The sequence below is a fragment of the Pseudomonas sp. Pseusp49 genome (assembly GCF_059491875.1).
The window spans coordinates 2,207,445-2,228,333 of sequence record NZ_CP168514.1 but is presented as its reverse complement, the minus strand read 5'-3'; the positions used below and the strand labels follow the sequence as shown (position 1 = coordinate 2,228,333).

Annotated in this window: 23 protein-coding genes, 1 tRNA gene and 4 pseudogenes; 16 read left to right on the top strand and 12 right to left on the bottom strand. The window is 58.2% G+C overall.

Features of this window, described 5'->3' with window-relative positions; all coding sequences use genetic code 11:
• Positions 1–4 precede the first annotated feature (4 nt).
• Together ACEN83_RS10020 and ACEN83_RS10015 are read right to left on the bottom strand one after the other, a co-directional pair.
• The gene (locus ACEN83_RS10020) at positions 5–709 is read right to left on the bottom strand and encodes a phage antirepressor KilAC domain-containing protein (RefSeq protein WP_495580147.1); all 705 of its coding nucleotides are present in this window, start codon (positions 707–709) and stop codon (positions 5–7) included.
• Between the two features lie 407 nt (positions 710–1,116).
• Positions 1,117–1,356: a helix-turn-helix domain-containing protein gene (locus ACEN83_RS10015; protein WP_454237910.1), complete on the bottom strand. Its 240-nt coding sequence runs from the start codon at positions 1,354–1,356 to the stop codon at positions 1,117–1,119.
• Positions 1,357–1,439: 83 nt separating this feature from the next.
• On the opposite strand from ACEN83_RS10015, the gene ACEN83_RS10010 reads away from it, so the two are divergent.
• Entirely contained in the window at positions 1,440–2,306 is an 867-nt protein-coding gene (locus ACEN83_RS10010) for an XRE family transcriptional regulator (RefSeq protein ID WP_495580862.1), read from the top strand.
• 48 nt (positions 2,307–2,354) lie between these two features.
• Here ACEN83_RS10010 and ACEN83_RS10005 read toward each other — a convergent pair whose 3' ends face one another.
• Positions 2,355–2,666 (bottom strand): DUF1654 domain-containing protein, encoded by a 312-nt coding sequence (locus ACEN83_RS10005; RefSeq protein WP_495580146.1) that lies wholly within the window; start codon positions 2,664–2,666, stop codon positions 2,355–2,357.
• A 476-nt stretch (positions 2,667–3,142) separates the two neighbouring features.
• Here ACEN83_RS10005 and ACEN83_RS10000 point away from each other — a divergent pair.
• Positions 3,143–3,376, top strand: a pseudogene (locus ACEN83_RS10000) (response regulator transcription factor); the annotation flags it as partial.
• A gap of 145 nt (positions 3,377–3,521) precedes the next feature.
• A complete protein-coding gene (locus tag ACEN83_RS09995; protein ID WP_454237912.1) occupies positions 3,522–3,683 on the top strand; it encodes a hypothetical protein in 162 nt (53 codons plus the stop codon).
• Here the strand turns inward: ACEN83_RS09995 and ACEN83_RS09990 are convergent.
• Entirely contained in the window at positions 3,670–3,888 is a 219-nt protein-coding gene (locus tag ACEN83_RS09990) for a hypothetical protein (protein ID WP_454237913.1), read from the bottom strand. The genes ACEN83_RS09995 and ACEN83_RS09990 overlap by 14 nt on opposite strands.
• Before the next feature lie 589 nt (positions 3,889–4,477).
• Here ACEN83_RS09990 and ACEN83_RS09985 point away from each other — a divergent pair.
• The 3 genes from ACEN83_RS09985 (at position 4,478) to ACEN83_RS09975 (ending at position 5,496) form a co-directional block, all read left to right on the top strand.
• Positions 4,478–4,747: a hypothetical protein gene (locus ACEN83_RS09985; protein WP_495580145.1), complete on the top strand. Its 270-nt coding sequence runs from the start codon at positions 4,478–4,480 to the stop codon at positions 4,745–4,747.
• Positions 4,744–5,058 (top strand): hypothetical protein, encoded by a 315-nt coding sequence (locus ACEN83_RS09980; protein ID WP_495580144.1) that lies wholly within the window; start codon positions 4,744–4,746, stop codon positions 5,056–5,058. Before ACEN83_RS09985 ends, ACEN83_RS09980 begins: the two co-directional genes overlap by 4 nt.
• An 81-nt stretch (positions 5,059–5,139) precedes the next feature.
• A complete protein-coding gene (locus ACEN83_RS09975; RefSeq protein ID WP_495580143.1) occupies positions 5,140–5,496 on the top strand; it encodes a hypothetical protein in 357 nt (118 codons plus the stop codon).
• 3 nt (positions 5,497–5,499) lie between these two features.
• Here ACEN83_RS09975 and ACEN83_RS09970 read toward each other — a convergent pair whose 3' ends face one another.
• The gene (locus ACEN83_RS09970) at positions 5,500–6,171 is read right to left on the bottom strand and encodes a DUF4145 domain-containing protein (RefSeq protein WP_495580142.1); all 672 of its coding nucleotides are present in this window, start codon (positions 6,169–6,171) and stop codon (positions 5,500–5,502) included.
• Between the two features lie 181 nt (positions 6,172–6,352).
• Here ACEN83_RS09970 and ACEN83_RS09965 point away from each other — a divergent pair, with 181 nt between their 5' ends.
• Entirely contained in the window at positions 6,353–7,969 is a 1,617-nt protein-coding gene (locus ACEN83_RS09965) for a DNA cytosine methyltransferase (protein ID WP_495580141.1), read from the top strand.
• Positions 7,970–8,006: 37 nt separating this feature from the next.
• On the opposite strand, the gene ACEN83_RS09960 is transcribed toward ACEN83_RS09965, so the two are convergent.
• Entirely contained in the window at positions 8,007–8,684 is a 678-nt protein-coding gene (locus ACEN83_RS09960) for a DUF2971 domain-containing protein (RefSeq protein ID WP_495580140.1), read from the bottom strand.
• A 55-nt stretch (positions 8,685–8,739) separates the two neighbouring features.
• Here ACEN83_RS09960 and ACEN83_RS09955 point away from each other — a divergent pair, with 55 nt between their 5' ends.
• Entirely contained in the window at positions 8,740–9,363 is a 624-nt protein-coding gene (locus ACEN83_RS09955; protein ID WP_495580139.1) for a phiTE_072 family protein, read from the top strand.
• A gap of 91 nt (positions 9,364–9,454) precedes the next feature.
• Here ACEN83_RS09955 and ACEN83_RS09950 read toward each other — a convergent pair whose 3' ends face one another.
• Positions 9,455–10,108, bottom strand: coding sequence for an Ea47 family protein (locus ACEN83_RS09950; RefSeq protein ID WP_495580138.1), 654 nt, complete (start codon positions 10,106–10,108; stop codon positions 9,455–9,457).
• Between the two features lie 115 nt (positions 10,109–10,223).
• Here ACEN83_RS09950 and ACEN83_RS09945 point away from each other — a divergent pair, with 115 nt between their 5' ends.
• The 4 genes from ACEN83_RS09945 to ACEN83_RS09930 all read left to right on the top strand — a co-directional run bounded on the left by ACEN83_RS09945 (position 10,224) and on the right by ACEN83_RS09930 (position 12,775).
• On the top strand, positions 10,224–10,661 hold the full coding sequence (locus ACEN83_RS09945) for a hypothetical protein (protein WP_495580137.1): 438 nt from the start codon (positions 10,224–10,226) through the stop codon (positions 10,659–10,661).
• A gap of 212 nt (positions 10,662–10,873) precedes the next feature.
• Positions 10,874–11,368, top strand: a complete 495-nt coding sequence (locus tag ACEN83_RS09940; protein ID WP_495580136.1) for a hypothetical protein — start codon at positions 10,874–10,876, stop codon at positions 11,366–11,368.
• 37 nt (positions 11,369–11,405) lie between these two features.
• The gene (locus ACEN83_RS09935; protein WP_223511471.1) at positions 11,406–11,639 is read left to right on the top strand and encodes a hypothetical protein; all 234 of its coding nucleotides are present in this window, start codon (positions 11,406–11,408) and stop codon (positions 11,637–11,639) included.
• On the top strand, positions 11,639–12,775 hold the full coding sequence (locus ACEN83_RS09930) for a tyrosine-type recombinase/integrase (protein WP_495580135.1): 1,137 nt from the start codon (positions 11,639–11,641) through the stop codon (positions 12,773–12,775). The genes ACEN83_RS09935 and ACEN83_RS09930 overlap by 1 nt, the downstream gene beginning before the upstream one ends.
• 109 nt (positions 12,776–12,884) lie before the next feature.
• Here the strand turns inward: ACEN83_RS09930 and ACEN83_RS09925 are convergent.
• Positions 12,885–12,961: transfer RNA gene (locus tag ACEN83_RS09925), tRNA-Val, on the bottom strand.
• 184 nt (positions 12,962–13,145) lie between these two features.
• Between ACEN83_RS09925 and ACEN83_RS09920 the strand changes: the two genes are divergently transcribed.
• The 4 genes and pseudogenes from ACEN83_RS09920 to ACEN83_RS09905 form a co-directional block, all read left to right on the top strand.
• Positions 13,146–14,429 (top strand): NAD(P)/FAD-dependent oxidoreductase, encoded by a 1,284-nt coding sequence (locus tag ACEN83_RS09920; RefSeq protein WP_104449624.1) that lies wholly within the window; start codon positions 13,146–13,148, stop codon positions 14,427–14,429.
• A 36-nt stretch (positions 14,430–14,465) separates the two neighbouring features.
• Positions 14,466–14,672 (top strand): annotated as a pseudogene (locus ACEN83_RS09915) (gamma-glutamylputrescine oxidoreductase); the annotation flags it as partial.
• Positions 14,673–14,708: 36 nt separating this feature from the next.
• Positions 14,709–14,915, top strand: a pseudogene (locus ACEN83_RS09910) (gamma-glutamylputrescine oxidoreductase); the annotation flags it as partial.
• Positions 14,916–14,951: 36 nt separating this feature from the next.
• Positions 14,952–15,158 (top strand): annotated as a pseudogene (locus tag ACEN83_RS09905) (gamma-glutamylputrescine oxidoreductase); the annotation flags it as partial.
• An 88-nt stretch (positions 15,159–15,246) separates the two neighbouring features.
• On the opposite strand, the gene ACEN83_RS09900 reads toward ACEN83_RS09905, so the two are convergent.
• The 4 genes from ACEN83_RS09900 to ACEN83_RS09885 are packed head-to-tail and all read right to left on the bottom strand — an operon-like array spanning position 15,247 to position 20,824.
• On the bottom strand, positions 15,247–16,218 hold the full coding sequence (locus ACEN83_RS09900) for an XdhC family protein (protein WP_495580134.1): 972 nt from the start codon (positions 16,216–16,218) through the stop codon (positions 15,247–15,249).
• Between the two features lies 1 nt (position 16,219).
• Positions 16,220–17,458, bottom strand: coding sequence for a c-type cytochrome (locus ACEN83_RS09895; RefSeq protein WP_495580133.1), 1,239 nt, complete (start codon positions 17,456–17,458; stop codon positions 16,220–16,222).
• Between the two features lie 2 nt (positions 17,459–17,460).
• Positions 17,461–18,000 carry a (2Fe-2S)-binding protein gene (locus ACEN83_RS09890; protein WP_007982256.1) on the bottom strand — a complete coding sequence of 180 codons (540 nt, stop codon included), beginning with the start codon at positions 17,998–18,000 and terminating at the stop codon, positions 17,461–17,463.
• Positions 17,993–20,824 carry a xanthine dehydrogenase family protein molybdopterin-binding subunit gene (locus ACEN83_RS09885; protein ID WP_495580132.1) on the bottom strand — a complete coding sequence of 944 codons (2,832 nt, stop codon included), beginning with the start codon at positions 20,822–20,824 and terminating at the stop codon, positions 17,993–17,995. The genes ACEN83_RS09890 and ACEN83_RS09885 overlap by 8 nt, the downstream gene beginning before the upstream one ends.
• Between the last annotated feature and the right edge of the window lie 65 nt (positions 20,825–20,889).

Genomic DNA, 20,889 nt, shown 5'->3' with positions numbered 1-20,889 from the left:
ACACTCACAGCATAATTCCTTGAAGTTGTTCCGCGAGCGTGACGATGCCCGAGCGGGTCACCATCACCTGCTCGACGACCTTGATGTCTTGCCCTTCCCCGCCCCCGACCTTGACCAGCTTGTGCTTGAGCCAGCCGGTGTTCAGGCGTGGCTGATACGCAACCCAGCTTGAGTGGGTGGTGCGGCGATGAATCCAGCGGTTCTGGTTCAACCATGCAAAAAGCTTGGTGGGGCGAACGCCGAGAATTTGCGCGGCGGTGGTGATGCAGACGTCACCTTGGGTTTTGGCCAATCGCTGAAGCGCCTCGACCTTTGGGATTTGTTTGTCGATGACCTGCTGAAGCTGGAGGTTCTGTTCTGCTTGGAAAGCTGCGAGCCGAAGTGCAGAGGGCAGATCCTGCGGAATCGTCACGACATGTCGCGACACGTTTTCGAGTTCGCTCAAACGTGTCACGACACGATGGCGAAGAGGAATGCTGTACCCGGTCAAAAGGGTTTCGGTCAGGATTCGGTCGAGGCGAAACTCGGCGGTGTAATCCCGCCCATCCTTGACCTCGTGGAGATGGCGCAGATCTGCGCCATCATCAGCCAGAGCTTTGCACATCACGCGGATGTCGCGAATGACGTCCTTGTGTTGTTTGCCGGTGAGCTCGGCGATCTCCCGACTCGACATAGTGACCGTATTGCTTGGAGCGACGATCGTGTTCATAATGGCGCCTCAACTGCTGTACGTTTTGAAGAAGCCGGTCTAGCCACCGGCTTTTTTGTGCCTGCGATTCAGGCGATTTCTTTCCTGCAGACGCGACCAATCCCGCCGACTGAGCTACCGCCCTCAGCGTTTAATGTCCCCAAACGTCCTGATGTATTGCCGTCCATTTCCTTTCCCCGAATGGTCTTCCTGATAGGTCTTTTCTACTGGATGGATCAACAGCCATTGCGATGCACTGCCCCTCTCCCCCGTTAAATCCGATACTGGCGCCAATGGACCTACGGGCTATTTCTCAGCGTTCCGAAGGTCTTCCCGAATCCCTTCAAGGTCTTCCTTGAGTAAATCGAGGTGGTGCTGCATGGCTTCCAATCGCTCCAGGGTGACTTCAGTGGTAGGCACAGCCCCCGCTATGCCACAGCCTTTTTTGGGTGAGCCTCGGCAAGCAACCAAGCGACATCAAAAGGCTTGCCTTTAGCGGCCGCCAATTCGGCAATTTTTTTGGCGTATTGGGTTTCACCGGTGTACTCAGTGCGCGGCAAAGCATCAGCGACCAGCCACTTGTAGATCGCTCGTGGCGTCTTCTCACAGGCCAGAGCCACAGCGGGAACACCACCGGCATCATCAATCGATTTCTTGAGCGGCCGCATATGGCCTCCGAGTCAAATATGAACTTACAGTACATATTATGTCGGAACTGAAAGTACATGCAAGGGCATGCGATATTGAACCTATGGTTCATATCGAAGACATCCGAGCAGCTTTCGTTGTCCGGCTCAAAAAAGCCCTAACTGCCCACGGCATCGACCAGTGGGGCGCAGGTGCTCGACTGGCCGAAATCGCTAAAGTCACGCCGAAGGCCTCAAGCAAATGGCTCAATGGTGAGTCTCTGCCAGGACCTGCCAAGATGAGCGCAATTGCGGATGCGCTCGGCGTGAAAATCGAGTGGCTGCAACATGGTTCGGGTAGCGAGCCCGCTTTTTCAAAGCTTGCCGAAGCGGATAGCGGCGAAACTGAAAGTACCTCACCTTCAGCAACGGATATCGTGCGCAACATGCTTGCCAAGCAAGGCAAAGGACTGTCAGACGATGCTCGCAGACGGATACTTGCGGTCGCCGAAGCAGAAGAAGGCGGCGGAGCAATTGAAATCGATTACTACCGACCTGGTGTCGTGGGAGATGAAGTCTGGATTGCGCATTACGACGTCCGGGCCGCGATGGGCGGCGGGCAGATTCCCCACGACTATCCCGAGATGTTCCAGGATGTGCGTGTCAGCCCACAGCATCTGCGCGAGATGGGCGTTGAGTTCAAAGAGCACTTTCACCTGAAGATGGTGACAGGCTGGGGCCAATCGATGGCTCCCACAATCAAGCATCGCGACCCACTGCTGGTCGACGTTAGCGTCCGCGAGTTCTCAGGCGATGGGATCTACATGTTCTCTTGGGAGGGGCATCTTTACATCAAGCGGCTCCAATGGATCGGCGACGAGCAGATCACGATGCTCTCAGACAACCCCCGCCATCCGCCGCAAACCATAAGGGCGGAAGACACCTACATTCAGGCACGGGTGCTGCTGGTATGGAATGCCAACTTGGTTTGAGCCCGCTTGCAAAAAGCCCGCCGTTCGAGCGGGCTTTTTTGTGCTCGTTCAAAAAGGCGCGGGCTCCTCAACTTCTTCGGCAACCTCCACCGGCCGGTCCTCTTCGGGGCTGGCTTCCCACCTCAGAGTCACCGACTCGTCGTCATTGAATGTCATTTCAATGCCGTCTGTTTCGGATAGCAAGCCCATCACCTCCTCCCACTCCCGATCTCCGTCCGTGTCCAGGCGATGAATCGTCACCCATCGCTGAGTCTGCGCTACTGGGTGATTGATCATCGATGAGACGCGCAGGCCGAGCCGCTCTATTCCGGTGATTTCCTGTCGAACGGTCTGCTTTGACTGCTTTTGCGGCTTTGCCATTCCACTCCCCTATTGCTGTATATGCATCCAGTATAAAGCAACTATATCGAAGCGGCTCCCAGTGGTAAATCCCCAAATGTGCCAGGTGGAGATTTCCATGAGCTCTGTACTTTCCATAAAAATATGTACTTTTGGTACTTGACCTAATATGAACTACTGGTTCATATTTAACCCATCGAAGCGACACACCGCCGCGACGACCACCAGACACCGCTCTTTAACAATCAGCGAAACAAACAACAGACCGCATTGCCTCTACCGGCGACCGGCGAGCAGACAGGCCCGAAAGCCTGCCAACGACAGGAACAACCTGGACGGCTGCTCGATGGTGAAACGCCTTAACCGTGTAGCCCAGTAGGCACGAATGACCCGGCAAGCAATGCACCCCGCCCCTTCCGGCGGTAATAGGACGGACAGTTTCACTGATGCACCTGGATACCCGGGTGCATTGGGAAATCAACCGAGAGGTACACAGCATGGAATCAACAATCAAAAGCGGCACATGGATCGGCCATCTCGGCCGAGGCCTTGCTCGTCGCGAACTCCAGTTTTTGCTTTCAGTTGCCCAGGGCTTAACCGCAAAACAAATCGCCCGAGCCTTCGATGTCGAGCCAGGGACCGTGGTTAAGCGCATATCCAACGCAATGTTCAAGTTGGGCGTCAACCGCCAGACCGCCCTTGTTGCCGAGGCGATGCGGCGGGAAATCATCGTTGGCCAGGCTGAAGGCCCGAATCCTCAAGGCCCAGTTGGGGAATCTACTGATGGTGTTTTTATCGCGTAAACGACGGCAAAGCATCGCTGCTGCACCTTGGCGACAGGGTGCATCGGGATGACAACCAAACAAGGTGACACCGATGAAAACAGAACAATTAACTGTTCGGGTTGAGATCCCTAAGCAAGGGGACGCGGACTTTGAAGCGCTGGTAGCACATCTCGCTGAGGCGGTGTATCAACGAGTGAAAGAGCGCCTAGAGCAAGATGCTAAAGGCGCCGGTGGCGATATCAGCGACGCTTGAACGCCTTCTCGAGACGCTTTTTCATATCCTGGACAAGCTTATCGGCCTCTTTCTGCGCTGCCTCTCTCAGCTTGGCCGTTACCGCTGCTTTATCCCCGATATCCGTGTTGCATTCGCTGCACCGGACCATCTGATCGACCTCGTCGTCATCCGGAATCACGAGCATCTTGCTCCCGCACGCTGCACATACTGCAGAAATCTGCATAAGACTTTCCTTGCTGATTGGTAGAGCTCTCAGCATATCTGGGAAGCGCGTCACCTGCGTAGTGGTGAGATGGCCGCTGGCCACCCTACTCGCAAAGCACCACTTCTGCCCATTCACTGAGTGGGCAGCGGGATGCGGATGATTCTGCACCGCGCAATGCGGCCCCCCGCAGGCAGCACCAGAGAACGGCGAGCGCCCGCCAAGATGCCAACGGCGCGTTCTTGAGGATGACCAGCATGAAGTAGCCCACCGATTCACCGGCGTGGCGCAGTAAGCCTGAAGGCTGCGCCCAACACCTTGGCAGGCAGCGGACATCTTGGCCGTCGGTGTCACCGCGCACCAATCGGGCAACCGGTAGGCCTACCCCCTCGCGACAACACACTGATGATGATTCAAACCCAGGCCGTCGCCAGTAGCGGGCCTGGGAGGCTGTCACGTAGGGAGGTCTTCGTGACGCAAACAAAAGCCCGGTTCCGATCGGGCTTTTTTTCGCCTGCCTTTATCCGTCAGCACTCTCCCCTGCGCCCAACGGCAACCAGCAGGCGGCCCGAGTGCTGACGGATACACGCAACCCCACCAAGGAATCGCCATGCATCCATCACTTCAACAGCGAGTCGACGGGGTTGCCGCCCTGCGTGCTCGTGCAAGCATCGCCACCGCCGCGTTCTACGCCCTGATCGGCAAGGAGCCACCCGTGCAGAAGGTACGTTTTCAGGTGAAGACCGCCGGCAAGGCCTATCACGTCGTCGACCTGGTCACCGGCAAGACCCGCGGCTTCCGCTTCGAATACGCATCCGCCGTCGACTTCGCCATCCAGCTCGAGGAAAAGGCCAACCGGCTCCCAGGGGGTGCGCAGTGATCGGCGTACCAATGCCCAACCCGCGCGACTCGCTCATCGACGACCTGAACCGAAAGCTGGATCAGTTCTTCGGTGCTGGCCGATCGGTGCAGGAAATCGCCCCAGGCGTCAGCGGTGAACGAGAGTTAATGTTCGGCAGCTCCCACAGTAACAAGCTGAAGATCGAGCGCGACAAACTCGCGCCACGGCTGAAGGAACTGGCCGTCGCCGGCAAGACCGTCATCGAAGCAGCGAAAGAAATGGGCATGGAAGCCAAGCGCGCCAGGCTCATCGCCCGCGAGAACAACATCAAGTTCCCGGGGCCGCCGTGAGAAAAATCAGCAACCAGGTGCGCCAGCGCCGACGACAGACATGGCTGGATCTACCGGCCCACAGAATTGAAGAGGCAGGCCATGGCCGAGGAACAGCAGGAGCCGACGGCGGAAGCCATCAAGCAGCGCAAGAAGCGCGAGAAGGAAGCGGCCAAAAAAGCCGCGCTGGGCATCGAGAAGTTCACAGTTGAGGTCGCCGGCGTGTTCAAGCCTGACCTCAAGCGCGTGATGAAAGAACACGGTTTCAACAACCAGCAGGAGGTGTATCAAAACCTGCTACGTAACTTGATCGCCGCGGACTTTGATACCGCTGCTCGAATGCTTCGATGTGTCACGACACCTTACGAACCAAGCGAAAAGGTGTCGCGAGCTTTTCAGACGGAAAGCATTGCAGAACTCAGGCTCGATCCCGGCGATGAAATCGTCGATCCAGATTAGACCTCACTTCTTGCTTTGCGCTGCAGCTACTATTTTAGCTAAATGCTCTTGCCGTTTAAAACGAGCGATATACCAATCTTTAATGAGCGTCTCGATCAACTCAATTAGGAGTTGAGCCTCCTCGGGATCAACATCAATTATCTCGTTAATATCCCTCTCCATGTGAGCACCAATATTTCCAATCTGACGAACCGCATCAATTGCTGCCCAAGTATCAGAGTCCACCTCACCCTTTAGTGCATCTATCTCATCTACCAAGCGCTTTTTAACTATGCCTTTAAAGTCCCGAATGATCCCTTGAAGGCATCTCCGAGAAAGAGTGGCAGATGCTTTCGGGCTAAGATCACGGATCTTACAGGCTTCTTCATAATCTTGACGAATAGCCGCAGGTACATATTCAGGGAAGACGATAGCAAAGCTAGAAGGTCTCAATCTCCAACTATCGAATTCCTCTCCCACACGAAAGTTTCCGTTTACAACTCTCGACTTACCAAAATTAGCGACGAGAGCGACCTCTCTACATTCCGGATTGGGGCAGACTATTGACTGTATAAACACAATCAACCCACAGTCAAACTTATTATTATCATTAAAATTTAAGTAAGTTGACGATGTATTTTCACCGCCTATTGTTGAATTATTTCCGCAAAACGGACAGCGCCAGTTAAATGCCATATTCCCTCCCTCAAAAATTGTCGTTGAAGCACATAGGTATATCGCTCGGGCCTCGCCCTTAGAGAGCGAGCGCCGTAGCGCCCATCGTTGCAGTCAGCCAAGAACATATCCTTCCGGCTCCATACCGGCCGAACACAAATACCCCACTTCAACGAATCACGCCAGCCGGCGAGGATCCTCTATGTCCGCACAACAGAAGAAACACCCCTTCGATTTCAAAACCCAATACGGACTTGGCTTCAGCACTCAGGACGATGAGATCGTTGTCGACTTCTTCTGTGGTGGCGGCGGCGCCGGTACCGGGCTGGAGATGGGCCTGGGTCGCGCGGTGAATGTGGCGAAAAACCACAGCCCTCAGGCGATCAGCATGCACACAGTGAATCACCCGGGCGCAGTGCACTACACCACCGACGTGTTCGATGGTGATCCGGACACCGAGTGCGGCGGAAAGGCCGTTGGCTGGTTTCATATGTCGCCGGACTGCACACATTTCACGCAAGCTTCCGCAGGTCAACCCCGCAAACGCGAGATCCGCAGCCTATCGTGGATCGGCCTGAAGTGGGGTGGCAAGAAGAAGCCGCGGGTGCTAAGCCTCGAGAACGTGAAACAGATACTTCAATGGGGTCCACTGATCGCTAAGCGCTGCAAAAAAACTGGCCGAGTGATGAAACTCGACGGCACCGTTGCCCAGATAGGTGAGCGCGTTCCGGTTGAACAGCAGTACCTGGTCCCAGATCCGGCTCGGCGCGGTCGCACCTGGCGTCGCTTCATTGCCTTGCTGGAAGCCATGGACTATGTGGTTGAGTGGAACATCCTCAAGGCTTGCGACTACGGCGCACCAACCAGCCGCGAACGTCTGTTCATGATCGCCCGCTGCGACGGCCAGCCTATCGTGTGGCCTGAGCCGACCCACGCCAAGCACCCGACTAAAGGCCAGAAGAAGTGGCGGACTGCTGCCGAGTGCATCGACTGGACGATCCCAAGCAAGAGCATCTTCGACCGGCCAAAGCCGCTGGCACCGGCCACCCTGCGCCGGATCGCCAAGGGCATGAAGAAGTTCGTCATCGATGCCGCCGACCCGTTCATAGTGCCGATCGCGAACTGGTCCGGAGAAAGCGTCCAGTCATCGCTTGAACCGCTGCGCACCGTAACGTCCTGGCCGCGCGGCGGTTCGTTTGCGCTGGCCAGCCCTGTGTTGGTAGGTGTCGGTGGTCCCGAATACGCAGGGAAACCGGTATCGATCGAGCAACCAACAGGAACGCTGATGACCCAGAACCACCGGTCGATAGCTTCAGCGCACCTGGTAGCCGCGAATCTCGCAACGCTGCGTAAAAACTGCATTGGCCGAGGGCTGGATGAACTCGTACCGACAATAACCTCTGGTGCCGAGCACCACGCACTTATCGAATACAAGCTGTCCCCTGACCACGAGGACGGCGCGTTGCGAGTCGCCGCTTTCCTGATCAGCTATTACGGCACCGAGAACGTGAGCGGCGCCAATGAGCCAGCACCAACAATCACCACCAAGGATCGGCTGGGACTGGTTACCGTAACGATCAAGGGCACGCCCTACGTCATCGTCGATATCTGCCTGCGGATGCTGCAACCAGCCGAGCTGTACAAGGCCCAGGGCTTTCCCTCTGACTACATCATCGGTCACGGTGCCGACGGAAAACCATTCACCAAAACCCAGCAGGTGCACATGTGCGGGAACAGCGTCAGCCCACCACCGATGGCAGCGCTGGCTAGGGCGAATGACCCATGGCGGCAAGCAACATACCAAGTTAAAGCAGCGTAACCCATAAGGCGGATATGTAGCTCTGCTCAGCTTCCCATTACTGCCAAAGACTATCGTCCAGATTTCTAACGATTTTGTAGTTTTTAAATGCAGTTCTTACCTTAAAGCACTCAACTTCGCCGTAGCTTTCTCCCAACGAACGCTTTAGCTGCTCTCTCGATACCGAAGAATTACAACCCAGTATCACCTGACGCAACTTACCGATCTCCGAAAATGGTTTGAAATAAAGTTCGCCACTTTTTTCCGTTCCAGACAATAGGAAAATTTGGCGAACTTCCTTCTCATACGACCATTCAGAGTGCTTTATACGCAGCTGTCTTAACATAATTTCAGAACGTTCATCTTTTGACTTTTTGATGAAGGTCTCGGGAGAAAACTGCATACGGCCGCGTCGATACTCAACTATGTGTAGATCCTCGGTGCTTACATCGAATGCCAAGCATAATCCCTTATGCCTGTCTCCATAATGCCCCCACTGAACGGGGCTAACATAGGTTTTACTAAAACATAACATCCCATACAGTTCAGCCACACGTCTTTTGAAATAAGAAATGGCTTTCCTCATATCGGCCTCAGGAGAGGAGTAGCACATCATTTCAAATGGATCATTTAAATCCATAACCGTTGCAACTTTCAGCCTAGATCTTTCAATGTTTTGCAAGCCATATTCTTGATTGCAAAAATGATAAACCCTAATCGTTGACGCATTTGTCATGCTCTCCCTCACCTGACAGAGGACAAAGCGCCAAATATACCGCCGAGGCTTCTCCATGCCCACAGAAAACAAACCGACCGAGCCGCTGCAGGTTGAGCGCTCGACAGTGACAAAGCTGGTGATCACCGGCGCACTGCGGCTCGACCCAATCACCGTGTTCCTCGAAGACTTTGGCCGGCGCGACTGCCCTATCGAGTCAGACCCGAACTACCAGACCGCCCAGGGCAAGATCACGATCAACTGCTGGGACAAGAGCTGGAACGCTTACTGGGGCGGCATGGGGCCGCGCACCGTCGCGGATTTCGTCACCAACTGCGGCTGGGACTACGTGTTGAACTGCCTGGATCGCGGGATCAGCAGCACGCGATTCAGCGGTGACGCCCTCTATACCTTCGCCAAAAAGTGCATCGTCCAGCGCCGCCGGCAACAGACCGGGCGCCATGACTGGGAACTGGGCGAACTGAGCAAAGGTGAAGCCTACGAGCTTTGGCATGACATCGATGTTCTGCGTAGCGTCGAGTCGCCAAACGAGTGCTGGCATCACAGCAAGCTGCTGACCGAGTTGTTCGGTGATGAATGGCATTACCCAGTCGACGACTGGGCTGTCGAGGAAAACCGCGAATACACGTACCTGCGCCGCATCGTCGAGGCTGTCCAGGCAGCGCTGCGTCAGGAATAGCAGCAGACTTCCCGAAAGGAGTACATCTGCACTCCACCCCGCTCTAACTCACTCTCTCTTCCTTCGAAGTCAGCCGCAGCTTAAAATTTCACTACTTAACCAAACGGAGATACGGCCGTTCTTTTGGGGTTAACAGAAACTCTTTCTTCGCTGCGGCAAGAAGACTGGATAGTTTCCCGAGATAAATTTCACACAATTTGTCAACAGATAGGTCCTTCAATTCACCGGGGATATTATCTGGCAGGCTATGGAAAACCTGTTTAAATTCACCTATAGATTTTGGAATTTCGACGTAATACATAATAGATTCACCATGACCAAGGTCCATTTCCCAGCCTGAGCAACCATTTTCATCCCCCATAACAAATGAAGTCGCATCAAACGGAGGCTTTTCTAATTTCGCCAAATCACCTGAATTAAAACTTTTGATATAGCCTGAAGTAGCGACATCAAGACGACCTTGCTTTTCCAGATTATTTCTCGCTTCCACGAAATATCGCATCAACGGATCGGCGCGCATCAAATCTTGATGAGGGGCATACCAATTATTAAATCTTTGCTCACCAACAATAGATTTCAGATTCTGAATCACGAACGTTACCGACCTTCCAAAGACCAGTACATTTCTTAAACCTGCAGACCTCTCCGATGGATGCCCGTTTTTCAAGAATTTTAGCCCAAAGTAAGCGGTATCAAGCACTTGCTGTGCACGTTTGATGGCGAGAGCTGTCTCGTCTTTTTCCATTTTGTACTGATCCTTTCACTGGGACTGTGACAATACCCTTTGACCAGACAGGTCGAAAGCCCCCCCCTAACCCTCCCCCTGCAAAGTCAGCCGCTATAGCGGCAAGGACGAAGTCATGCTCAAAGAATACCTAGCCGCCCTGCTGGACGGCATTCAGTACCCAGCGCATCGAAGCATCGCAAAGGACCAGATTGAGGCCGCCAAGGCTGCCGGCCTGGTGATCGTTTTCGGCGCCAGCGATGACCTGATGGAATTCGAAGGCGCTATCCGCGACGAGTTTGGCTGCTACGACGGCGGAGTCGCGTTGATCGATGACCAAGGCCTGCTACCCGAGCGGGAGAACATCGAGGATGACGAAGAGCTTGAGAAGTACTTCAAGCGCAAACCCTTGGCCAGAAAGATCGAGGCGCTCTGGTGCAAGGAGGAAGGTTATTCATGGACCTACTCAACGGACGTTCCCCACTCGACCTTCGATGTGCTGGATGGAGAGGACCACTACTGCCGCGGAATTGTGTTTTCACTGGCAGACCTCGGCCAGAAGGAAGCTCCATGATCTTCGCCCCGCTCTACATGTTCTGGCTCATCTACAAGGGGCCGCGGCGGTAAGAGCTCACCTCGCCAGTCACCTCAGGGGAGAAAGCGTGTACGCAACTGGCGAGGCGAACCAATAAACCGTAGCTCACCCGCTCAGCTCACCTGACGCCCCTCATCTGATTTCACAATCCACCTACCAGCCTGCCGATAAACGGCGGGAGAGGATTTCGCATGTCCGCATTAAACCGATTCCACGAAACCGCAAGCGATGCACTGGAGAAGATCAGCGCCAGCCTGCCGCCCGACGCCAAACTCTGCTTGGTCATCTACACACCAAAAAAGCCAGAGCTCGACATTGTGCTGCAGGACAAGGGCCTGGACCTCAATGAGGTGCTTTCAACCCTGCGCCGACGCGGCCTGAGTATCGACGGCGACAACGTCTACAAGCGCGACTTGCTTGATTCGGTCGTGGGGGCGATGGCCTTCGGAGTAAAGAACCTGAACCCACCACCGGCCGGACACTGTGGTCAACGCTTCTGGGATATCGCCCGAGAAGAACGTGCTCTGTCCGAAGAGCTGGTCGCAGCGTTGAAGCTCACCCGCGAGAACCTGCGCGCCTGCCAGGCAACCATCCACCTGTGCGGCGGTTTCGATCCTGCCTATGTCACCGAGGCCCAGGCCGCGATGAAGATCGCAGACGCCATCCTTGCCAAAGCCACCCAATAACCACCTTCTGCCGCCACGTGCAGCATGGAGCATCATCATGGCAAAAGTCCTGGCCCAAATTACGGTCAAGTTGCCGCGCCTCATGGAGGCAGGCGAATACAGGAAGCTGCGGTACGTCGGCGGAAAGCCGAGCCTGCAGCAGTTGAAAAAATGGATTGAGGAAGGCGAAGTGATCGGAGAGGTAAAGGGCGGGATGTATTTCGTGGATGTGCAGGCGGCAATCATGGGGTCGAGCGACCCGCTGCTGGCCAAAATGCTGGAGATCGGCTGATGGCTGCCCGGCCGCGCACGCTTCAGAACAAGAAGCTACCGCCAAACCTCTACCCGAACGGTAAGTATTGGCGGTACCGCAACCCCGTCACCGGTGTGATGACCAGCATCAACCGCCCACTGGAAGAGGCGATCAAGTTGGCCAGGGCGGCAAACTTGAAGTTCGCGGAACTGGTAGTGGACGACGGCTCGCTGCTTGCCGTCCTGACCGGGGATCGACTGCCGATCGTCAGCAACCTGCTGCAGCGCTTCACGGACGAGTGGCTGCCGGACAAGGGCTACGCCTCCCGCACCCTGGAGGAAATCAAATTCAAGATCGGGCGGTACCGGCAGGACCTGGGCGACCGCCTCATTGGGCAAATGGACGTGCTGGCTATGGCTGAATACCTGGACCAGTTCAGCAACAACGCCTACACGAAGCACCGAGGGTTGTGGGTGCAAATCTTCGCCTTCGCGGTTGCCAAGGGACTGGCCGAGCGCAACAACGCCGAGCTGACCCTGGTGAAGAAGGAAGCGGAGAAGAAGCGCCAGCGGCACACGCTCGACGGACTGAAGACGATCATTGACGCGGCGACCACGCCGCCCTGGCTAAAGCGTGCCATTCGTCTTGCACTGGCCAGCCTTCAGCGCCGCGAGGACATCGTGACCTGGCTGAAGTCGGCTGTGGACATGGACAAGAACACGCTGACGGTATCGCCCGGGAAGACCCAGGGCTACGAAAACCCGGTCCACCTGAAAATCACCATGGGAGCGGCACTGCGTGAGGTTGTCGGTGAGTGCTTGCGATCGCCGCTGGTGTCGCCGTACCTCATCCACTACAAGCCGAAAGCCAGGCGCCGGGAACAGATCGATGCAAAGGACCATTGGACGTCGGTGACCCCGGACTATCTGACCAAGGAGTTCAGCAAGGCCAGGGATGCGGCGCACGCCTACGACCACGTGCCGGCCGGCGAGCGCCCCACTTTTCACGAGATTCGCGCTTTAGGGGCATGGCTGTACGAGCAGCAAAATTTCCCACAGGAATACATCCAGGCGCTGATGGGCCATGCTGATGAGAAAATGACGAAGCACTATCAGGAGGGGCACGACGAAAAGAAGATCGAGTACCTGGAGGTGGGCGCCGAATTGGCGTTCTGAGGTGGGAGTTTTGCAAAAGTTTTGCAAAAGTTTTGCAAATCGCAGAAAGCAAAAAGGGGTTACCGTTTCCGGTAACCCCTCTAGACCGCCCAGCAGAGCGGATTTTGTTTGGTAGGCGCGATTGGACTCGAACCAACGACCCCCACCATGTCAAGGTGGTGCTCTAACCAACTGAGCTACGTGCCTGCTGTGAGGCGGCATTCTACGGAATTCCGGAGGGGTGTCAACACCTTTTTTCGCGCTAACCCTATGAATATGCAAAATATTTAATTTTGCCGGTACAAAGAAGATTTTCCGGGTGGCTGGCGGGCGATTTTCAACTCGGGTAGGATCAACACACTCGTAAAATATATTAAACAGAGGCTGCAGGATGGCTAACACCCCCTACCCAGAATCCTATTACGCCGCATCGGCCAATGCGGTTCCGCCGCGCCCGGCGTTGCAGGATGACGTCGAGACCGATGTCTGTGTGATTGGCGCCGGTTACACGGGGCTGTCCTCTGCCCTGTTTCTGCTGGAGAACGGTTTCAAGGTCACGGTGCTTGAGGCCGCCAAGGTGGGTTTCGGGGCGTCCGGGCGTAATGGCGGGCAGATCGTTAACAGTTATAGCCGCGACATCGATGTCATCGAGCGCACGGTCGGCCCCAAGCAGGCTCAGTTGCTGGGGCAGATGGCGTTTGAAGGTGGCCGGATCATTCGTGAGCGGGTCGCCAGGTACAACATCCAGTGCGATCTGAAGGACGGTGGCGTGTTCGCCGCGATGACCGCCAAGCAGATGGGTCATCTGGAGTCGCAGAAGCGCCTGTGGGAGCGATTCGGCCATACCCAGCTCGAGTTGATGGATCAACGGCGCATTCGCGAAGTGGTGGCGTGTGATCAGTATGTCGGCGGCATGCTGGACATGAGTGGCGGCCACATTCATCCGCTCAACCTGGCGCTGGGTGAAGCGGCGGCGGTCGAATCCCTGGGCGGGACGATCTACGAGCAGTCGCCGGCCGTGCGTATCGAGCGCGGTGCGAATCCGGTGGTGCACACGCCGCAGGGTAAGGTCCGCGCCAAATTCATCATCGTCGCCGGCAACGCTTATCTGGGTAACCTGGTGCCGGAACTGGCCGCCAAGTCGATGCCTTGCGGCACGCAGGTGATTACCACCGAGCCCCTGGGCGAAGAACTGGCCAGGACTCTGCTGCCTCAGGACTACTGCGTCGAAGACTGCAATTACCTGCTCGACTACTACCGCCTCAGCGGTGACAAGCGCCTGATTTTCGGCGGCGGCGTGGTGTACGGCGCGCGGGATCCGGCGAACATCGAAGCGATCATTCGACCGAAGATGCTCAAGGCCTTCCCGCAACTCAAGGACGTGAAGATCGATTATGCGTGGACCGGTAACTTCCTGCTGACCCTGTCGCGCCTGCCGCAGGTCGGACGCCTGGGCGACAACATCTACTACTCCCAGGGCTGCAGCGGCCATGGCGTGACGTACACGCACCTGGCGGGCAAGGTGCTGGCCGAAGCTTTGCGCGGCCAGGCCGAGCGTTTTGACGCATTTGCCGACCTGCCCCACTACCCGTTCCCTGGCGGACAAATGCTGCGTACGCCGTTTGCGGCGTTGGGTGCGTGGTATTACGGATTGCGGGACAAGTTCGGGTACTGACCGTTAAAGCAAAAGATCGCAGCCTGCGGCAGCTCCTACTCCCTGGGCTGCAGCGGCCATGGCGTGACTTACACGCACCTGGCGGGCAAGGTGCTGGCCGAAGCGTTGCGCGGCCAGGCCGAGCGTTTTGACGCGTTTGCCGACCAGCCCCACTACCCGTTCCCCGGCGGACAGTTGCTGCGTACGCCGTTTGCGGCATTGGGTGCGTGGTATTACGGATTACGGGATAAATTTGGTTATTGACCGTTAAAACAAAAGATCGCAGCCTGCGGCAGCTCCTACTCCCAGGGCTGCAGCGGCCATGGCGTGACCTACATGCACCTGGCGGGCAAGGTACTGGCCGAAGCGTTGCGCGGCCAGGCCGAGCGTTTTGACGCGTTTGCCGACCTGCCCCACTACCCGTTCCCTGGCGGACAAATGCTGCGTACGCCGTTTGCGGCATTGGGTGCCTGGTATTACGGATTGCGGGATAAATTTGGTTATTGACCGTTAAAGCAAAAGATCGCAGCCTGCGGCAGCTCCTACTCCCAGGGCTGCAGCGGCCATGGCGTGACCTACACGCACCTGGTGGGCAAGGTACTGGCCGAAGCGTTGCGCGGCCAGGCCGAGCGTTTTGACGCGTTTGCCGACCTGCCCCACTACCCGTTCCCTGGCGGACAGTTGCTGCGTACGCCGTTTGCGGCATTGGGTGCGTGGTATTACGGATTGCGGGACAAATTCGGGTACTGACCTTTACAACAAAAGATCGCAGCCTGCGGCAGCTCCTACAGGAACCATGATCCTTGTAGGAGCTGCCGCAGGCTGCGATCTTTTGATCTTAAAGCCGGTCCCGCGCAATACCGCTGCGAATCCGCAGGATATCCGCCAGCACCGCCAGGGCAATCTCCGCCGGCGTCTTGCTGCCCAGGTTCAGCCCGATTGGCGCATGAATCCGCCCCAACTCGACCTCCCCCAGACCGCCGATGCGCCGCAAGCGCTCGAAGCGCTTCTGCGAGGTCTGCATGGAGCCCATCACACCGATATAGAACGCCTCGGTGCGCACCGCCTCCATCATCGCCAGGTCATCGATACGCGGGTCGTGGGTCAACGCCACCACCGCCGTGTCGCTGTGGCAGCCGCCGTCGGCGATGAACACCGACGGCAGTTGGCGGCGAATCTCCACGTTATCCAGCACGACGCCTTCCAGCACTTCGTCCCGCGGATCGCACAGAATCACCTCAAAACCCAGGCCCACGGCAAACTCCGCGCAGGCCTGAGCCACACTGGAATACCCGGCCAGCAGCAGACGCTGGGCCGCGCCGACACGCACACGCACGCGGTCGATCTCACGCTCGATGCGCACACCCTGCTCACGATCATCGAACAGGCTGCGCGCACCGCTTTGCAGATCGACTTCGCGGATCAACCGACGTCGACCCAACAGCGCCGACTCCAGCTCGCGCAAATGCGCCTGCACGTCACATTCGGCGTCAAGCTTCTCGACCAGCACGTCCAGCACCCCGCCACAGGGCAGGCTGACGCGCGAGCGTGGGTCGTCGCCTTCGCCGTAGCGAACGACGCTGACCGGCTGCAGAAACGCGCCCTCGGCGACTCGCTCGAGAAAGTCTTCCTCGACACAGCCACCGGACAGCGAGCCAATCCAGTGCCCGTCAGCGTTCACCGCCAGCAACGAACCCGGTGCGCGCGGTGCCGAGCCGTAAGTTGCCAGCACTGTACACAGCCAGATACGCTGACCGGCCGTCGACCACTCCAGCGCCCGGCGCACCACTTGCAGATCGAGATGCTGCATATCAGTGCGCCTTGTGCTCGAGCGGCGGCGCATCGGCCCGCAACTTCTGCACGTCGTTCACCGCCAGGTCATTGGGCTGACCGCCCCAGCCCTGACGCAGGTAGTTCAGCAGATCCGTGAGTTGCCCGTCGCTCAACTTCTCGGCGAAGCCCGGCATCGGCTGCATGTGCTCGAACCCGGAGAACTTCTGCTCACCGATACCGTCGTCGATCACCCGCACCAGGTTGCGCGGGTCTTCCAGGCGCAGCGTGGTGTTGCCGCGCATGGCGACGGCGATGTGCGGCTTGCCCTCGCCGCCCGGCGCATGGCAACCGGCGCAGACGTTCAAATATTCCTGACGGCCACGCTGGGCACTCGGGCTCAGCTTGTCCAACGGCACTTCGGTGAGCACTTTCGCCGCTGGCGGCTGATCGCCGAGCAGGAAGGTCGCCATGGCCGCCAGATCCGGATCGCTCAGGCCCTGGGTGCTGTTGTGGAACACCGGGAACATCTCGTTGAACATCGTGCCCTGGGCGCTCATGCCGTGCTTGAGGAACGAGCTCAGGTCCTGATGGTTCCAGCCACGGGCTGCCAGGTCGTTAGCCAGCAGGCTTGGTGCGAGATAACCATTGAGAATGCCGCCGGTCATGCGCTTGTCCTGCTGCATCGCACCCGGCAGGCCGCGCGGGGTGTGGCACTCGCCGCAGTGACCGAGCACGTCGACCATGTACTGGCCGCGCTTCCAGGCTTCGCTTTTGCCTTCAGCTGGCTCCAGCTTCACGTCCTTGCCGTACATCATGTTCCAGCCCATCAGGCCCTGGCGCACGTTGAACGGGAAGCTCAGGCGGGTGACCGGGGCGGCGCGCTCGATCGGCTCGACGGTTTTCAGGTAGGCATGGATCGCGTCGGAATCGGCGCGCGGCATCAGGTGATACGAGGTGTACGGCATCGCCGGATACAGGTTCGCGCCATCGCGGCGCTTGCCTTCGGTCAGCGCGGCGAAGAACTCGTCATCGCTGTACAGGCCGATGCCGTGCTCTTTGCTCGGGGTAATGTTGGTGCCGTAGATCGTGCCGAACGGCGACACGATCGGCAGGCCGCCCGCATAGGGCGCGCCACCCGGCGCGGTGTGGCAGGCCATGCAATCGGCGGCGCGGGCAAGGTACTGGCCTTGCTTGACCTGCGCCTCATCGGCATGGGCCAGCAACACAGGCGCAGCCAGGCCGACCGCCAGCGTCAGGCGGGACAATAGTGACTTCATGCTTAACCCTCCTTGACCAGGCCGAGATCGGTCAGCACGTTGCGGGTGGCGCTGTAGTAGCGCACGTACCCGGTGCAACGGCAGATGTGATGACCGAGGCTGTCCTCGATGACTTTTTCCAGCTGGCTTTTGACGATCGGCTGACGCTGCAGCTTTTCCACCAGCACGGTCGCGGCATTCACGAAGCCCGGCGCGCAGTAGCTGCACTGGAAGGCGAATTCATCGACGAAGCGCTGCTGGATCGGGTTCAGCTCGGTGACCTTGCCTTGCTCGTCGCGGGTCGCATGGCCTTCGATGGTCCGTACTTTCTTGCCTTCGAAATAGTGCGCACCGGTGATGCAGGTGCGAACTTCTTCGCTGGTGCCGTCGGGGTTGTCGACGATCACCACGCAGGCGTGGCAGATGCCCTGGCCGCAGCCCAGGCGCGAACCGGTGAGGTTCTTGTATTCGTGCAGGTAGTCGATCATCGGCAGGTCATCAGGGATGTCCACCGGGCCGACGGATTGACCGTTGAGGGTCAGTTGAAGCGGACGGTTAGCCATTGAGGGCCTCCTTGATGCGTGCAGAAGTGATAGGCAGGTCGCGGACACGTTTACCGATGGCATGGGCCACGGCATTGCCGATGGCACCGACCACCGGAATCATCACCACTTCGGCAATGCCCTTGGACGGGTCGCTTGGCGAGAGTGGCGGCAGGATCTCCGCCGTCTGCTTCCACACCGCGACGTGGCGCGCCATTGGCAGGCGGTAACGGTTGAAGTTCCAGTCACCCTCCCCCGGCCCGCCTTCGTACAGCGGCATTTCTTCCATCAGCGCATGGCCGATGCCCATGGCGATGCCGCCTTCGAGCTGGCCCTTGACCAGTTCCGGCACCAGCACACGACCGCACTCGACCCACGAGTGATGGTTGAGTACCGACACTTCGTTCGAACCCTTGTTGACCTTCACTTCCACCAGCGTCGCCACCGGGCTGTAGTACGTCACCGCCGCGTTGTTCAACTGGGTTGCCGGGTAGGCGATGTTCTGCCGGTCCAGCAAATGGAAACCGGCGCTGTTCATCTGCGCCTTCTTCGCTTTCGGTGCACCGTCGCCGTACTTCACGGCCAGGCCATCGAGCGGCAAGCGCTCACGCACGCCGTCGATGCTGAACTCGGCCTCGGCCCAGCTCCAGCGGTTGAAACCGTGCACCGTGGCGCCGCTCACCAGGCCGCGCTCGTGAACACGCTTGGCCAGCATGGCGAACGGCAGGGGTTCCATGCCGTTGGCGGTGAGCTTGCCGTCGACCCAATGGGCGTCTTCGCGGCGCACCACGTAAGGGTTGGCCTGACCGCCGTAAGGGCCTTGGCGCCAGATCTCCAGCGCCGCCGGCCACAGGCCGTGGTTGAACAGCACGCGCGCGGCTTCACGGGTGGCGTGGCTGAAGTAGTACGCCGAGTTGGTGGCCGACGATGCCGAAGCCACCTTGCCGACCCAACGCGGGTTGCGCAGGACATTGTCCTGTTCGGCCTGGCTCATGATGTACGGGTTGCCGCTGCTGGTCAGCTGCAACTCTTTCCATTCGGTTTCACCGGTCTTCACTTCGTGCGCCGGGACACCGAGGAAGTCGGCCACGACCATGGCCTGCGAGGTCGACATGCCGGTGCCGATCTCGATACCGATGTGGCGCAGGCTGATGCGACCTTCGGCGGTGAATTCAATGCTGGCCATCGGCGCTTCGGAACCGGTGCCGAAGTCTTTCTGGCAGATGGCGAAACCCACCCCGTACCAGTTGTCCGGATCGGCGGCTTCGCGTTGCTTCTTGATCGCGTCGCGGTTTTTCCAGACCTCGTGGACAGCCGCCTTGTCGAGAATCTCGTGCAGGCGCAAGGCACCGGCCGGAATCGCGCCCTGGGTGTTTTTCATGCCCGAGCGCAGCGCATTTTTGCGGCGCAGTTCAATGGCATCGATACCCAGGCGATCGGCGATTTCGTCGACCATCATTTCGGTCGACGCCATGCTCTGCAGGGTGCCGTAGCCACGCATCGACCCGGCTTCTACCGCGCGGGAATGGTAAGCCGTGACCTGCAGGTCGTTCTGCGGCATGTAATAGATCGATTGCGCAGCCGTGGCGCCCACCGCCGCCACCGACGGGCTGTAGTTGATTCGCCCGCCACCGTCGACACTCATTTCAGCGCGGAAGATCTTGAAGCTGTGGTCGTTCTTGTCCACCGCCAGCTGGTAGCGAATGTCGAACGGGTGACGCTTGATGCCGCTCTGGAACTGCTCGTAGCGGTCGTTGGCCAGGCGCACCGGCACACCGGCGCCGTACAGCGCGGCCAGCGCTGCGTAGTAGACGAAAATGTTGTGGTCTTTCGAGCCATAACCGACGGTGTAACCCGGGTGCATGTTCAGGTTGGCCAGGCCGAAACGCGACGGCGCGATCATCTTCGCCGTCTCGGTCGCGGCTTCCAGCGGGCACTGGGTGGCGACGACGAAATGCAGGGTCTTGGTGGCCGGGTCGTACCAGCCGTTGCCGTTGTCCGGCTCAAGGGCAGCCGGTTCGATCGACGGGGTCTTGTAGCGCTCGTCGAACACCAGCCAGTTGTCCGGCGGCGTATCGATCTGCTGCTTCATGCGGTCGGCGTAGAACAACCCGCGCTCGGTCAGGTTGCCGTGCAGGTTCGGCTGGGAATTCCACACCGGACGACGGTTTTTCAGCATCGGGAACAGGATCGAATCCTTGAGGCTGGCGAACTCGTCTTCGTCGGCCGAGGTCGCACCGCCGACGCGCACATAGCGGAAGCTGCCGTAAGGATCGCCTTCGTAGAACGGCACTTTATCGCCGTAGCGGATGGCCTTGTCATTGAACTTGAGCTGATTCTTGGCCTGACGGAAGCGCTCGAAGTCGTTCCAGATCAGGATCGCCACCGGATGACCGATGAACATCGGCACCTTGCCGGCCGGCAACAGTGGATCCGGGGCGTGCTCCTCAGGGAACACGATACCGTCCTTGACCAGGTCTTCGGCGGTGACGATGCGGTCCGGCTGCAACTCGGCACCCAGCCACGACAGGTCGATGCCTGCGAAGATGTGGTCGGCCTTGATGGTTTTCAGCAGCATGGCGTGGCCTTGCTGCTGCGGCCAGCCCGGCATGTCCTTGGCGCGGATGTCGCGGGCAAAGACTTTGCTGCCGCAGACCTTGGACAAGGCATCGTTACGGGCGCGCGCCTTGCCATTGTTGCCGAGCCACTGCTCGGACGGCACGGTCACGCTGTTTTCCATCAAGGCGGCCAGCGCCTGGTTGCTCAACGGCGTGAGCGTCACGCTCACGCCCGCTACCAGCCCGCCCTGAAGGAACGAGCGCCGGGATATATCACGGTTGGACATGGATCATCCTCTGGGCGGTTATGGGGTCCGCCCTTCTGGTTATGTACTGGAAATCTCGAGTCGTG

Excerpts from the sequence above, each read along its gene's own strand:
- ACEN83_RS09990 (WP_454237913.1), bottom strand. The coding sequence starts at position 3,888 with ATGCAGATTTCTGCAGTATGTGCAGCGTGCGGGAGCAAGATGCTCGTG.
- ACEN83_RS09920 (WP_104449624.1), top strand. The coding sequence starts at position 13,146 with ATGGCTAACACCCCCTACCCAGAATCCTATTACGCCGCATCGGCCAAT.
- ACEN83_RS10015 (WP_454237910.1), bottom strand. The coding sequence starts at position 1,356 with ATGCGGCCGCTCAAGAAATCGATTGATGATGCCGGTGGTGTTCCCGCT.
- ACEN83_RS09930 (WP_495580135.1), top strand. The coding sequence starts at position 11,639 with ATGGCTGCCCGGCCGCGCACGCTTCAGAACAAGAAGCTACCGCCAAAC.
- ACEN83_RS09965 (WP_495580141.1), top strand. The coding sequence starts at position 6,353 with ATGTCCGCACAACAGAAGAAACACCCCTTCGATTTCAAAACCCAATAC.
- ACEN83_RS09900 (WP_495580134.1), bottom strand. The coding sequence starts at position 16,218 with ATGCAGCATCTCGATCTGCAAGTGGTGCGCCGGGCGCTGGAGTGGTCG.
- ACEN83_RS09995 (WP_454237912.1), top strand. The coding sequence starts at position 3,522 with ATGAAAACAGAACAATTAACTGTTCGGGTTGAGATCCCTAAGCAAGGG.
- ACEN83_RS09985 (WP_495580145.1), top strand. The coding sequence starts at position 4,478 with ATGCATCCATCACTTCAACAGCGAGTCGACGGGGTTGCCGCCCTGCGT.
- ACEN83_RS09940 (WP_495580136.1), top strand. The coding sequence starts at position 10,874 with ATGTCCGCATTAAACCGATTCCACGAAACCGCAAGCGATGCACTGGAG.
- ACEN83_RS09890 (WP_007982256.1), bottom strand. The coding sequence starts at position 18,000 with ATGGCTAACCGTCCGCTTCAACTGACCCTCAACGGTCAATCCGTCGGC.
- ACEN83_RS09945 (WP_495580137.1), top strand. The coding sequence starts at position 10,224 with ATGCTCAAAGAATACCTAGCCGCCCTGCTGGACGGCATTCAGTACCCA.
- ACEN83_RS09975 (WP_495580143.1), top strand. The coding sequence starts at position 5,140 with ATGGCCGAGGAACAGCAGGAGCCGACGGCGGAAGCCATCAAGCAGCGC.
- ACEN83_RS10010 (WP_495580862.1), top strand. The coding sequence starts at position 1,440 with ATGGTTCATATCGAAGACATCCGAGCAGCTTTCGTTGTCCGGCTCAAA.
- ACEN83_RS10020 (WP_495580147.1), bottom strand. The coding sequence starts at position 709 with ATGAACACGATCGTCGCTCCAAGCAATACGGTCACTATGTCGAGTCGG.
- ACEN83_RS09955 (WP_495580139.1), top strand. The coding sequence starts at position 8,740 with ATGCCCACAGAAAACAAACCGACCGAGCCGCTGCAGGTTGAGCGCTCG.
- ACEN83_RS09935 (WP_223511471.1), top strand. The coding sequence starts at position 11,406 with ATGGCAAAAGTCCTGGCCCAAATTACGGTCAAGTTGCCGCGCCTCATG.
- ACEN83_RS09885 (WP_495580132.1), bottom strand. The coding sequence starts at position 20,824 with ATGTCCAACCGTGATATATCCCGGCGCTCGTTCCTTCAGGGCGGGCTG.
- ACEN83_RS09970 (WP_495580142.1), bottom strand. The coding sequence starts at position 6,171 with ATGGCATTTAACTGGCGCTGTCCGTTTTGCGGAAATAATTCAACAATA.
- ACEN83_RS09950 (WP_495580138.1), bottom strand. The coding sequence starts at position 10,108 with ATGGAAAAAGACGAGACAGCTCTCGCCATCAAACGTGCACAGCAAGTG.
- ACEN83_RS09895 (WP_495580133.1), bottom strand. The coding sequence starts at position 17,458 with ATGAAGTCACTATTGTCCCGCCTGACGCTGGCGGTCGGCCTGGCTGCG.
- ACEN83_RS09960 (WP_495580140.1), bottom strand. The coding sequence starts at position 8,684 with ATGACAAATGCGTCAACGATTAGGGTTTATCATTTTTGCAATCAAGAA.
- ACEN83_RS10005 (WP_495580146.1), bottom strand. The coding sequence starts at position 2,666 with ATGGCAAAGCCGCAAAAGCAGTCAAAGCAGACCGTTCGACAGGAAATC.